This is a genomic window from Candidatus Njordibacter sp. Uisw_039 (assembly GCF_047730075.1).
Lineage (GTDB): Bacteria > Pseudomonadota > Gammaproteobacteria > Pseudomonadales > Balneatricaceae > Njordibacter.
The window spans coordinates 1,123,220-1,136,210 of the sequence record NZ_CP159831.1 but is presented as its reverse complement, the minus strand read 5'-3'; the positions used below and the strand labels follow the sequence as shown (position 1 = coordinate 1,136,210).

Annotated in this window: 14 protein-coding genes; 11 read left to right on the top strand and 3 right to left on the bottom strand. The window is 44.4% G+C overall.

Annotated elements, in window-relative coordinates; genetic code table 11:
• Positions 1 to 2: 2 nt before the first annotated feature.
• Positions 3 to 1,289 (bottom strand): M18 family aminopeptidase, encoded by a 1,287-nt coding sequence (locus tag ABXT70_RS05360; RefSeq protein WP_443642143.1) that lies wholly within the window; start codon positions 1,287 to 1,289, stop codon positions 3 to 5.
• A gap of 201 nt (positions 1,290 to 1,490) precedes the next feature.
• Here ABXT70_RS05360 and ABXT70_RS05355 point away from each other — a divergent pair, with 201 nt between their 5' ends.
• Positions 1,491 to 3,575, top strand: a complete 2,085-nt coding sequence (locus ABXT70_RS05355; RefSeq protein ID WP_443642142.1) for a carboxy terminal-processing peptidase — start codon at positions 1,491 to 1,493, stop codon at positions 3,573 to 3,575.
• On the opposite strand, the gene ABXT70_RS05350 is transcribed toward ABXT70_RS05355, so the two are convergent.
• Both ABXT70_RS05350 and ABXT70_RS05345 read right to left on the bottom strand, forming a co-directional pair.
• Positions 3,572 to 3,715 (bottom strand): hypothetical protein, encoded by a 144-nt coding sequence (locus tag ABXT70_RS05350; RefSeq protein ID WP_443642141.1) that lies wholly within the window; start codon positions 3,713 to 3,715, stop codon positions 3,572 to 3,574. The genes ABXT70_RS05355 and ABXT70_RS05350 overlap by 4 nt on opposite strands.
• Before the next feature lie 128 nt (positions 3,716 to 3,843).
• Positions 3,844 to 4,833, bottom strand: a complete 990-nt coding sequence (locus ABXT70_RS05345; protein WP_443642140.1) for a serine/threonine protein kinase — start codon at positions 4,831 to 4,833, stop codon at positions 3,844 to 3,846.
• A gap of 323 nt (positions 4,834 to 5,156) precedes the next feature.
• Here ABXT70_RS05345 and ABXT70_RS05340 point away from each other — a divergent pair, with 323 nt between their 5' ends.
• From ABXT70_RS05340 to ABXT70_RS05295, 10 genes are all read left to right on the top strand, one after another.
• Positions 5,157 to 6,191 carry an MBL fold metallo-hydrolase gene (locus ABXT70_RS05340; RefSeq protein ID WP_443642139.1) on the top strand — a complete coding sequence of 345 codons (1,035 nt, stop codon included), beginning with the start codon at positions 5,157 to 5,159 and terminating at the stop codon, positions 6,189 to 6,191.
• A 14-nt stretch (positions 6,192 to 6,205) separates the two neighbouring features.
• Positions 6,206 to 6,418 (top strand): RNA-binding S4 domain-containing protein, encoded by a 213-nt coding sequence (locus ABXT70_RS05335; RefSeq protein WP_443642138.1) that lies wholly within the window; start codon positions 6,206 to 6,208, stop codon positions 6,416 to 6,418.
• A gap of 3 nt (positions 6,419 to 6,421) precedes the next feature.
• Positions 6,422 to 7,609: a benzoate/H(+) symporter BenE family transporter gene (locus tag ABXT70_RS05330; protein WP_443642137.1), complete on the top strand. Its 1,188-nt coding sequence runs from the start codon at positions 6,422 to 6,424 to the stop codon at positions 7,607 to 7,609.
• 133 nt (positions 7,610 to 7,742) lie between these two features.
• Positions 7,743 to 8,780 carry a histone deacetylase family protein gene (locus ABXT70_RS05325; RefSeq protein WP_443642136.1) on the top strand — a complete coding sequence of 346 codons (1,038 nt, stop codon included), beginning with the start codon at positions 7,743 to 7,745 and terminating at the stop codon, positions 8,778 to 8,780.
• A 77-nt stretch (positions 8,781 to 8,857) separates the two neighbouring features.
• Complete coding sequence (ppnP, locus tag ABXT70_RS05320) at positions 8,858 to 9,139, top strand: pyrimidine/purine nucleoside phosphorylase (RefSeq protein ID WP_443642135.1); 282 nt, start codon at positions 8,858 to 8,860, stop codon at positions 9,137 to 9,139.
• Positions 9,140 to 9,218: 79 nt separating this feature from the next.
• Positions 9,219 to 9,653, top strand: a complete 435-nt coding sequence (trxC, locus tag ABXT70_RS05315; RefSeq protein WP_443642134.1) for a thioredoxin TrxC — start codon at positions 9,219 to 9,221, stop codon at positions 9,651 to 9,653.
• Positions 9,654 to 9,687: 34 nt separating this feature from the next.
• The gene (locus ABXT70_RS05310; protein WP_443642133.1) at positions 9,688 to 9,930 is read left to right on the top strand and encodes a DUF5062 family protein; all 243 of its coding nucleotides are present in this window, start codon (positions 9,688 to 9,690) and stop codon (positions 9,928 to 9,930) included.
• Between the two features lie 31 nt (positions 9,931 to 9,961).
• Positions 9,962 to 10,738 (top strand): enoyl-CoA hydratase, encoded by a 777-nt coding sequence (locus ABXT70_RS05305; RefSeq protein ID WP_443642132.1) that lies wholly within the window; start codon positions 9,962 to 9,964, stop codon positions 10,736 to 10,738.
• A 2-nt stretch (positions 10,739 to 10,740) separates the two neighbouring features.
• Complete coding sequence (locus ABXT70_RS05300) at positions 10,741 to 11,322, top strand: HD domain-containing protein (RefSeq protein ID WP_443642131.1); 582 nt, start codon at positions 10,741 to 10,743, stop codon at positions 11,320 to 11,322.
• Between the two features lie 60 nt (positions 11,323 to 11,382).
• Positions 11,383 to 12,981 carry an ABC-F family ATPase gene (locus tag ABXT70_RS05295; RefSeq protein WP_443642130.1) on the top strand — a complete coding sequence of 533 codons (1,599 nt, stop codon included), beginning with the start codon at positions 11,383 to 11,385 and terminating at the stop codon, positions 12,979 to 12,981.
• The last annotated feature ends 10 nt before the right edge of the window (positions 12,982 to 12,991 follow it).

Genomic DNA, 12,991 nt, shown 5'->3' with positions numbered 1-12,991 from the left:
TACTAAACAGTCATCTCCGTTTCAAAAAACTTCTGTAGTAATTTGTGGGTAGTCTGCGCATCGTCACTGCCCGCAAGTTCGCGGATGGAGTGCATTGCAAAAGTAGGCACACCCAAGTCCAGAGTCCGCACACCTAGTTGAGCTGCAGTAATTGGCCCGATAGTGCTGCCGCAACCCATATCACTGCGCACCACAAAGGTTTGGATTGGCAAATCCACTTGTGCAGCCAACTCTTTCACCATTGCACTGGTGACCGCATTGGTAGCATAGCGCTGGTTTGCGTTGACCTTAATCACTGGCCCCTGATTTAACTTAGGCCCATGTTGGTTGTCGTGTTTATTGGTAAAATTAGGATGTACCCCATGAGCATTGTCTGCGGAAATAAAAGTGGACGCATTTAATACTTGATGCAACAGTTCAGCCGTTGGATAAATACGCTGCAACACAGACATTAAGAAACTACCCTGAGCGCCTTCTGCCGACTGACTTCCCACTTCTTCGTGGTCATTACAGATTAATAACATGCCTTGATCCGTTTGAGCACCAATCATTGCTGTTAACCCTATATAACAACTCAACAAATTATCTAACCGAGCAGCTGCCAAAAATTCTTGCTTTATTCCCACTAAGGCAGGGGCCTGAAAGTCGTAAAAACTCAACTCATAATCAATCACCTGATTAACTTTGTGACCATTAGCCTTTAACTCATCTGCAAGCAGCGAACGCAGGCTAAAATCATCACCCAGTGATTGGCCTAATAGAACTGGCAAATCTGTTTGTGGGTTCACACTATGGTCTTTGTTAGCTTCTCGGTCTAGGTGTATAGCTAAGCTTGGAATACATGCCACAGGGCGTTTAAAATCAAGCAAATGTCTTACCAGCTGACCTTTAACATCCCGGCTAACAACCCGGCCCGCCAAAGACAAATCACGATCAAACCATGGATGTAATAATGCACCACCATAAACCTCAACACCCAACTGCTGATAGCCTTTACGTCGTATTTCTGGGTTCGGCTTAACCTTCAAACATGGGCTATCCGTATGAGCACCCACCATGTGAAGGCGTTGCAAAGCATTTTTTTGGGGCAACTGGAAGGCTAATATGGTTGAATCATTGCGGGTAATAAAATAGCGCCCTCCCGCCTCTAACTGCCATGTATCTGACACATCAAGTTGGCTGTAGCCAGCCGCTCTGAATTGGCTCACCATTGAAGCTACTGCATGAAAAGGAGTGGGTGAATCGCTAATAAAACTCATCAATCCGTCAAGGTAGGTTCGTTGTGGCATAATGTTTCTTATTCCATTGTTTTAAAGGTTTAGCTTTGTCACATTCTGGGTTGCAAACGTAACGATTCTGTAAAGCATTAGTAAATTACCTTACATTGACCTGAGACGTTTGAAAAACTCACTAAAATTAGGCTAGTATAGCTTAAACTAAGCTTTTGATGCTCAACCCTACTTGCCAGTTTAAAGGCCACGCTCTTATCTATGATTCCTGATACTCTTTTCACCACTTTGTACAGCTTTTCCGTAGCCATATACTGGCACCGACTATTGGCTAATTTGTTACTCATAGCAAGCTTTTTTGTAGCGCCACTTGTAACGGCACAGACTAATTCTAATGATGCCCTGGTGGAAATTAGATTCACTCAGCAGCAGGGTTTGTTAACCCAAGAAATTATTCAGTTGTTAGATCGCCAGCATTATCAACACAGAGAACTTGACGACCAGTTTGCCAGTGATGTTTTTTTCCGTTATTTAAAGTTACTCGACCCTCAGCATATTTACTTTAGCAAAGCAGACCTAGCCCCATTTAACTATCTCAATAGAGAACTTGACGACCTACTGGTGAAAGGTGATTTGGTGCCTATGGCTCAGCTTTACAATCTCCTGCAACAAAGGCGCCTGGCGTTTATCGACTTTAATTTAACCGCGTTATCTAAATTGGAACCGATGTTTAACTTCGAACTGCTAGAAGATATCAGCACATCACCCTTTAATGATCCTCGCTTAAGTAATCTAGCAGCAATCAAAGATAATTGGCGTAAACAGTTAAAGAATGTCTTTATTAATGGGCAACTGGACAATGAAACCGTTGATGAAATTAAGCAACGTTTAAAAAAACGTTACACAAGTATGCGTAAACGAGTGTTGCAAGTGCAGCTTAAAGACGCATATCAAGCAGTAAGTAACAGCATCACCACAGTTACAGATCCGCACACCACCTATCTTTCACCGCGTAATGTTGAAGACTTTAATATTGACATGAGCTTATCCTTGGAAGGCATTGGTGCAGTGTTGCAGCGCGACGATGATTACACTAAAGTTGTTCGCCTAGTGGTAGGAGGGCCAGCTGATAAAGCTGGCGACCTCCAGGCCTCTGACTATATTGTCGGTGTGGCCCAAGATGGTGAGGCAATTCAGGAAATCTTGGGATGGCGTTTAGATGATGTAGTTGATCAAATCAGAGGACCAAAAGGCACTTTAATAAATTTACAAATTATCCCAGGTGGGGATTTACAACAAACCAAAAAGACCATCCAAATTCGCCGTAACAAAGTTACCTTAGACGATCAAGCTGCAAAAAAATCAGTGATTGAAATAGAAACTGAGCAGGGCATCAGAAAAATTGGCGTCATCACTTTGCCAACTTTTTATATGGACTTTGCTGCCGCGCAAAGCGGTGACACCAACTATCGCAGCACTACTCGTGACGTATACGACCTGCTTCAGGAGCTGAAAGGCGAGTCTATTAATGGCATTGTCATTGACCTGCGCAACAACGGTGGTGGATCGTTGCGGGAGGCCAATCAACTCACAGGGCTATTTATCGAAACAGGCACTACGGTGCAGGTTCGTTACGCCGATGGTGTGATCCAAAAACAAATGGACCGCAACCCTTTGTTAGCTTACAACGGGCCTATGGTTGTCCTCATCAATCGCTATAGTGCCTCAGCCTCAGAGATTTTTGCAGCCGCAATGCAAGATTACAAACGCGCCTTAATCGTCGGCAGTCAAACCTATGGCAAGGGTACAGTGCAAACGTTTGGCGACCTGTCTAGTGGCCAGATCAAATTCACTCAAGCCAAGTTTTATCGTGTGTCTGGGGCCAGTACCCAACACAAAGGTGTTGTGCCAGATGTGGTTTTGCCCAGTTTAGATGACCCGACTAAAGTTGGTGAAAGCACCCAAGATCATGCCCTTAAGTGGGATCAGGTTAAGGCCATTGATCACAAAACTTATTTTGCATTTGAACACATTATTCCGCGACTGCAAGCGCAACAAGACCTGCGTAACCAGCGCAGTGCTGACTGGCAGTACACGTTAGCTATAGCTGAGCATGAGCGCGATAGACCAAAACAGCTTAGCCTTCACTTAGGTCAACGCCAACAATACTGGCAGGAGCAACAAGATTGGTATTTGACCCATATAAATGAATTGCGTCTTGGCCACCAGTTAGCCCCTGTAACTGATATCGAAGACCACGATTTTGACTATGATGACGCGCAAAAAGACCCTTATATATTAGCAGGTGCGAAGGTTATCGGTGATTGGATTGACATGGCTCACTAAGCCTTAGCTACACCACCCCATAACAGCATCATGGTGCCACCACTTGCATCACCTACTAAGGTCAATGGTGCTGTAGGTTTTTGATCGGCTAGCATCATACCTGTTAACGAACACGGCCCAATACCTTCAAACTCTACCACCGTAACGCCTGATAAGGGTTTCTTGTGCAGGTGATATCCTAGTTAGACGTCTGCTGAGCAACTGATAAACTCTTTCATAATGTTGTTAGTGCTCACAAAAAAATTGCCCGCGTGAATCTGAAAATTGATTAAATCAATTCCATTATCGGTTCATTGAGTGCCGACAATTGCTCTCTTAATTCTAAAATATGCTCGCCCCAATAACGCTCGGTATTAAACCATGGGAAGCTGTGGGGAAAGGCTGGGTCTTCCCAGCGACGAGCTAACCATGCAGCGTAATACATCATCCGTAAAGTTCGCAGGGGCTCTATTAGCGCAAGTTCTCGTGGTTTGAAGTCATAAAACTCATTATAACCTTCCACTATTTCAGACAACTGTATGCGCTGTCGATCGCGATCGCCAGACAACAACATCCATATATCCTGAATAGCTGGGGCCATTCGTGAGTCATCAAAGTCGACAATATGGGGTGCATCATCGCGCCACAGCAAGTTGCCACCGTGACAATCTCCATGAACTCGAATGTAGCTCACTCCTTCAGCTTGCGCAAAAGCAGCATCAATGTGCACTAACAAGTCAGCAGTTAAGCTATCGTATGCGGCCTTCAGTTCTGTGGGTATAAAATATTTACTCACAAAGGCAACACTATCGTGACCAAACGTTTGAGGATCCATAGCGGGTCTGTATTGGTAGGTTTCTACAGCACCAAGGGCATGTATTCGTCCCAACAACCGACCCATTGTGTAAAGATTATCAAGGTCATCAAGTTCTGGTCCGTGTCCACCCTTGCGTTCAAACAAAGCAAACTGAAAGTCTTCATAGTTCAACAAACTAGCACCTTGGCTATTAACCAAAGGTGGTACCACCGGTAGTTCATATTCCGCTAAGGCCATACTAAAGTGGTGTTCCTCCAATATTTGATCGGCAGACCACCGCTGGGGCCGATAGAACTTAGCAATGACAGGGACCTGTTGATTTTCAAGACCAACTTGATAGACACGGTTTTCATAACTGTTGAGGGCTAATATTCGCCCATCACACACATAGTCTTGGCTTTCAACCGCGTCCATGATGTAGCTTGGGGTTAATACTGAAAACGGGTGTATTTCGTTGCTCATAGTAGTCATTTGATAATAATGCAATGCCTAAGTATATCCTAAGAGCAACGGGTCATCTTGTAACTGCGCAGTCTAATAGTCCCCAAAGCTTGACAATACTCCTCCATAACCACGACATTGGAGTTTATACACAAATTAATAATGTAATTTACCATGTCCTTAAGCTACATTTGTGATGCTGATACCCCAAGGTCTAAGGTCAAAGAGGCAAACATATTCATAGTTATGACGATAATCAAAAGCTGACGAAAACCTTTGTATAATATAGGTTTAGCTCCGTATAATATGGCCCTTATTAAGCCTGTTAAATCAGGGGAGTTCCAATGACTGCTACCAACGCCCTCCAGTTCCCCATTAGTGAGGCACCCGCTATGGGCCAACCTTTGGCCGTTGCCGAAGGTGTTTATTGGTTACGAATGCCATTACCCTTTTCGCTTAACCATATAAATTTGTGGTTATTGGAAGACGATATAGGCTGGACCATTGTAGATACTGGGATCAATACCACCGCCTGCAAGGAACTATGGCAGCAGGTGTTTGATAACCACCTTAACAACAAACCCGTGCATCAACTTATTGTCACTCATTTACACCCCGACCATGTTGGTTTAGCGGGTTGGATCTGTGACCTTTGGAGTTTGGAGTTGCACATGTCCCGCACAGACTACATGGCCTGCCGAGTGCTTATGTCAGACACAGGTAAACCTGCACCTAAAGCAGCCATCAATTTTTACCGCCGTGCAGGTGTGACCAATCAACAATTAGAATCATACAAAGCCAAATTTGGTGGTTATGGCAAAAGTATTTATACCATGCCTGATAGTTTTGTGCGTTTACAAGATGGTGGGTCATTAACTATGGCTGGCCAAGAATGGAAGATTATTGTCGGTCGTGGCCACGCACCAGAACATGTGTGTCTGCTGTGCCCCGCACTCAATGTTTTTATCGCCGGTGATCAGTTGTTGCCCTCTATTTCTTCCAACGTTAGTGTGTGGCCTACGGAGCCTCACTCAGACCCGTTAAAAGACTGGCTTGATTCATGTGCAATGTTGCAACAACGAATCCCTGCTGATGTGCTAGTATTGCCATCCCATGGGCAAGTTTTTTTTGGCGCCCATCAACGTTTACAAAGGCTTATTGATGGCCATGAAACGGGGCTCGTTAAAGTACTTGAGGCGTGCCAACATCCGCAACGCAATGTGGATCTATTTAGCCAGCTTTTCCGACGCCCTATTAACGACGACGTACTCACGCTAGCTGTAGGCGAAACTCAAGCCCATCTGAATTACTTAGTTAACAAAAATAAACTCCAAAGCAGCACTGACAACAAGGATGCTGTTTGGTATCAATCTGTTTAGAAGAAGACCATTTTATGCACATGATTACTATCAATTTTGAACCTGTCGAATTATTTAAGATCCTAAAATTTGAATCTATTGTAGGCAGTGGCGGTGAAGCCAAACAAAGAATTGGCGAGGGCCTAGTTAAAGTTAACGGTGAAGTAGAAACCCGCAAAAGCCGTAAAATGATTAGCGGTGACACTATTGAGTTTGAAAAACGTCATTACGAACTAAAACTTCCTTAAGCTATGAATATTGGTCGTTATTTTAATCCTGCCCATATAAGCTCAGGTTTTATTGCACCCTTAGTCGGCTACACCAGTTCTGCCGCTATTATTTTTCAAGCTGTCAATAGTACGGGTGCCAGTGATACCGTGGTAACCGGTTGGTTCTGGGCATTGGGTTTGGGCATGGGATTGTCAACAATTGGCCTGTCGCTATTTTATAAACAACCAATTCTCACGGCATGGTCGACTCCAGGTGCTGCTATTTTAGTGACTAGTTTAGCTGGAGTACCATTGGCCGAAGCCATTGGTGCCTTTGTATTATGTTCTCTATTAATCACCTTAGTAGGGTTATCTGGCTGGTTTGATCGCATCATGGACTACCTACCTCAATCTATCGCAGCCGCCATGTTGGCAGGGGTATTAGTACCCTTTGCAATGCATATGATTATGTCCCTAGAGTCTCAATTAGCCTTAGTTCTAGCCATGATGATAGCTTTTTTTATCAGCCGTGTGATTTGGCCCAAGCTTGCTGTCATGATCACCTTGATAGTGGGCATTTTTATTGCTGCCTGGCAGAATTTAATTGTTTGGCAAGATGTAAGCTTACAAGTGTCAAGCCCCATTTGGACCACACCAGAGTGGTCTTTGTCAGCGGCGATTGGTATTACTATTCCACTGTTCATTGTGACTATGGCTTCGCAGAATGTACCTGGTATAGTGGTATTGCGCAGTCACGGTTATGATGCACCCGCAGCCCCGCTGATCACATGGACAGGCATTACTGGTGTTTTGATGGCCCCGTTTGGAGGTTTTGCCTTTAATCTTGCCGCCATAATGGCGGCAATTTGCATGGGTAAAGAAGTGGACGCAGACCCAAAACAAAGGTATCGCTCTGCAATTTGGGCTGGTTTATTTATTATAGCCGCAGGGGTTTTTGCTGGTAGTTTAACAGGCTTATTTAACAGCATGCCCCAGGCGTTAGTAGTGACTATCGCCGGTTTGGCGTTATTGGGAACCATAAGCAGTAGCCTTAGCACTGCACTTGCCGGAGAAGCCGAACGCATTCCCGCCGTGATCACGTTAGTCACTACAGCTTCGGGTGTAGCCATGTGGGGCATCGGTAGCGCCTTTTGGGGCTTAATATTGGGCGCCTTAGCACTGCTAATTCAGCGCTCTTGTTCTCCTAAGCCCGCTTCAACTAAAATCTAGGACTGAAACTCCAGCATACATTTTTAGGCCTATTTACAGCAATAAACCGTTAATGTTCTGAGTTTAAGGTGCATAGACTTAAGGCACATATTACCGCTACTATCTAAACCTACATAATTCAAAACTTCCTTCTATGAAAACTGTTTACTCGCCCGACCACATTCTACGCAATGCCAAAACAGAACTCGCTGGAGGCCAATTGGTCACGCCTTTTGAATGTCATCAACGAGCAGATTATGTTGTAGCCGCTATTAAATCCCAACAGTTAGGTCAGATAGTCCCTCCTACACAGTGGCCACGCCAATATGTAGAAAGCATACACGACCCAGGCTACCTCACTTTTTTAGACACCGTTTGGCAACGTTGGGTAAACGCAGGCAACCAGGGTGAAGCTATCCCTAATGTTTGGCCTTCTCGCTCTATGCCTAGCCAACGCATCCCCAGACATATTGAAGGCCAATTGGGCTATTACAGCTTAGCTGGTGAAACCAGTATTAGTGGAGGTACCGCAGAAGCGGCATGGGTTTCTGCTAATGTGGCTTTGTCTGCTGCAGAACTATTGAATCAGCATGAACATAGCGCTTTTGCTCTTTGTCGCCCACCGGGACATCATGCCTCAAACGACCAATATGGGGGTTACTGTTTCATCAATAATGCAGCCATAGCCGCTCAAAAACTACGTTATGACGGCGCTCAAAAAGTGGCTATATTGGATGTGGATTTTCATCATGGTAATGGTACCCAAAAAATATTTTACCAACGCGATGACGTGTTATTTTGCTCTATCCATGGCGATCCTATGGTGGCTTTTCCTTATTTCTTGGGATTTGCCGATGAAACGGGCGAAGGCCCTGGTGCAGGCCACAACCTCAACATTCCCCTGCCACCTGGCACACCCTACTCAATATGGCGCGTAGCACTTTGCAGAGCGATAACAAAAATACTTGGTTATGGAGCAGATGCTATAGTAGTTTCTTTGGGGGTTGATACCTTCGAAAATGATCCTATCAGCTTTTTTAAACTCAGAAGTGATGACTTTATTGACATGGGTAAGACCATCGCTAGTATGGGCTTGCCTACCTTGTTTATTATGGAGGGAGGATATGCCGTAGAAGAGATTGGTACCAATACTGTCAATGTTCTTAAAGGTTTTGAAAACCTAGCTGGATAGTCGCTATATGGCCTATGATTAAATCATCAAATAAGGCAAGATGGGTTTTTACATCTTACAAATAAGAGAATAATTCCATGCTTTCAGTCAATTCCTACTTCGACGACAATGTTAAGTCGATCGCTTTTCAAGGCAAAACTCTAACCACTACGGTAGGCGTCATGGATGTAGGTGAGTTTACCTTTGGTACTAGCCAATATGAAGTCATGACCATCATTGATGGAGAGCTTGAAGTTAAATTACCTGACACGGAAAGTTGGAACACCTTTACTAATGGTGACCAGTTTGAAGTAGAAGCGAATAGCAGCTTCGAAGTTAAAGTTGTACGCCAAACGGCTTACCACTGCACATACGAATAAATCCTTCAGCCAGCATTGCAATTGCAGCGTTCGACACATATTTGAATTAACTAAATAACATTCACTAGAGTCTAAGCTGATGCCCACCATTACCAGCCGCTGCCCCCATTGCCAAAAGAATAACCGCTTGCCTGCAGAACGGGTTAAAGACAATCCTAATTGTGGTGTTTGTAAACGTACTTTATTTACTGGCAAACCTGTTGCCGGCACCAGCGCCAACTTTAACGCTCTGATTGAAGGTGATAAACCCGTTGTAGTGGATTTTTGGGCGCCATGGTGTGGCCCCTGCGTTGGTTTCGCACCCGTATTTGAGCAAGCAGCTCAAGCAAGCTCTGATCAACTTCTCTTTGTAAAAGTAGACACTGAAGCTGAGAAAATGCTTGGATCTCAATTCAATATACGTAGCATTCCTACCTTAATGGTATTTAAAAATGGTAAGGTCGTAGATCAACTCAACGGTGCTTTACCACTGCAACAATTCGAGCAGTGGCTAAATGCGGCGGTGAGTAAATAAGGTTAAATTTGAACCTATTGGAGCGAAACGGACGATGAAAAAACTTAAGAATGAAAAAGAACTCCTCAAGAAAGCCATCACTCTAGGAGCGGTTTACGCCAATAAACGTGGTGTTGCACAATTTGAAGCCACCGACTCTGCGGCCAATAAAATAGAATATATCTACCGACTCCTGGTACATGACAATCTTATCCAACCGCTGCCAGAAAATCAGGTTTCTCAACCTAGCATGCAACACAAACTCGCTTTATGGGTAGATCGTCAAATGAACTCGTAAGTACATTATAAAGAACTAGAGGAGTCTACCTATGTTCCAAGATCCACAACCCTACATCATTGTAGAACATCACTATCAGTGGTTAGAGATCACACTCAACCGTCCTGCCAGTTTCAACGCTTTGTCTCAAGAGATGATGCACCACCTAAAAGTGGCCATTGATCAGGTACATCAAAACGATAACCTTAGCTGCATTATTATCAAGGCCACCGGCAAAGCATTTTGCGCAGGCCATGACATCAAACAAATGCAGGCTAATGCCAAGCAAGACTACTACCAAGAATTATTTCATCAGTGCAGCCACCTTATGCAATCCATAGTGGAGTGCCCCATACCAGTGATTGCTCAAGTACAAGGTATAGCAACTGCCGCTGGCTGCCAATTAGTAGCCAGTTGTGACCTTGCAATTGCATCTGATGATGCTCGCTTTGCAGTATCCGGTATTAATTTAGGCCTTTTCTGTGCCACCCCAGCAGTCGCTCTTAGCCGCAATATTCACCCAAAGCAAGCTATGGAAATGTTGTTAACAGGGGAGTTTATCAGCGCCACCAAAGCTCAAAGTCTAGGTTTAATTAATGGTGTTGTGGCAAATGATGAACTTACGGCAGCCACGCGGGAACTAGCTACAAAAATAAGTCATAAGGCCAAAGCAGCTGTGCGCACGGGCAAAGCAATGTTTTACCCTCAATTAGACATGACGCTAGGGCAAGCCTACGAATATGCCACGGGACACATGGTAAACAACTTAATGGATGCGGAAACTCAAGGTGGCCTTGATGCCTTTGTAAACAAAAAATCCAAGGATTAATCGTGCAAGAACTCATACAAATCATCAATTTTGTGAAAGAAATTGATCAACTTAAATCTGTACTTAGAAAAACCCGTCCATTAGGCATGGAACGTTACGAAAACTCCGCTGAGCATTCATGGCAAGTCACCCTAGCCGCACTGATGTTGAAAGACTACGCAGCAGAGCCTGTGGATATTAATCGCGTGCTCCGCATGCTCCTAATCCATGATTTATGTGAAATTGATACCGGCGATGTAATTGTATATGACGCAGTAGGAAGCGAGCACGAAGAAGCAGAGGCTACTGCCACGCAACGCATCTTAGGTATGTTACCAAACGATATGGGGGATGAATATATTGCCCTTTGGCACGAATTTGAAACCGCTAAGAGTTCTGATGCACGCTTTGCCAAGGCCTTAGATAGAGCTTTACCCTTGATCCATAATTTAAATGATCAAGGCCACAGTTGGCAAAGTCATGGCATCACCAAGGAACAAGTGAAAACCGTTAATGGTGGCCGTATTAAAAAAGGCTGTCCACAACTGTGGGAACTACTTGAACCATTAGTCGACGAAGCCGAATTAAAAGGTTGGTTATGTTAGACCTAACAGGCATCAAGCTGGTAAACTACGCGCCCTAAATTCCCTATCAGCACATGTCCCTTGATTACTACCGCAAATATCACCATGCAGTTTGGCGCTAAGCCACTATTCGAAAACATTTCAGCCAAGTTTGGCCACGGCAATCGCTATGGTCTCATTGGTGCCAATGGGTGTGGTAAGTCCACCTTCATGAAAATACTCAGTGGTGAGCTAACACCAACTGCTGGCAATGTCTCCTTTTCACCTACTGACACCGTTGGCACCTTAAGCCAAAATCAGTTTGCCTTTGAAGACTACACAGTAATTGATGCAGTGATCATGGGCGATGTGAAGCTCTGGCAAGTCAAACAAGCCCGCGAAGCCATTTATAGCCAACTAGAAATGAGCGAAGACGATGGCATGAAGGTGGCGGAATTAGAAGTTGAATTTGCAGAAATGGACGGCTACAGTGCCGAAAGTCGAGCTGCAGAAATTCTGACTCAAGCAGGTATTGATGAATCCTTCCACTGGGGCCTGATGTCACAAGTGGCACCAGGTTGGAAATTACGTGTACTGCTGGCCCAGGCTTTGTTTGCTGATCCTGACATTTTGTTATTAGACGAACCTACCAACAACCTTGATATCACTACTATTAATTGGTTGACAGAGGTATTGGGGCAGCGTCGCAGCACCATGATCATAATATCTCACGATCGCTATTTCTTAAATTCTGTGTGTACCCACATGGCCGATATCGACTACGGTGAATTGCGCGTTTACGCCGGCAATTACGAAGCCTATACTGCCGCTTCTAACTTGATACAAGAACAGCTGCTTTCGTCAAATGCCAAAAAAAGCGCTGAACGTGAAGAACTACAGCAGTTTGTAGCACGATTTTCTGCCAACGCATCGAAAGCCAAGCAGGCTTCATCTAGGGCCAAACGATTAGAAAAAATCCAGCTAGATGAAGTCATTGCCTCTAGTCGGATCTCTCCCTATATTGGCTTTAGCGCCCATAAGAAACTCCATCGCCAAGCCTTAGTGCTAGAACAATTAAGTCACGGATTTGAAGATAGTGATCTATTTAACAAGGGCGAACTTATTCTAGAAGCTGGTGCAAAGTTGGCCGTTATTGGTGAAAATGGTGTGGGTAAAACAACATTTTTGCGCTGCTTATTGAATCAACTCAAGGTCAACAAAGGCGTCATTAAGTGGTCCGAAAATGCCGTACTGGGTTACTGCCCGCAGGACAGCAGTGACGATTTCAACTGCAATTTGACTCTCTTTGATTGGATGTCCCAGTGGCGCACTCCAAAACACGATGACCTTACGGTAAGAAGCATGTTGGGACGTTTACTGTTTACTGCCGACGACTACCTAAAGAAAGTAGCAGTATGTTCAGGTGGGGAAATGAACCGTTTATTATTTGGCAAGTTAATGATGCAAGATACCAACGTGTTAATTATGGATGAACCAACTAACCATTTAGACATGGAAGCAATTGAGTCACTTAACAAAGCCCTTAAGACCTACGATGGCACTTTAATATTCGTCAGCCATGACCGCGAATTCGTGTCTTCATTGGCCACAAGAGTGCTAGAAATAAAAGACCAAACATTAGTTGATTTTCATGGTACTTATGCCGAATACCTCGCCAAACAAGCGTTAGATAATAGTTAACCTTGCCGCC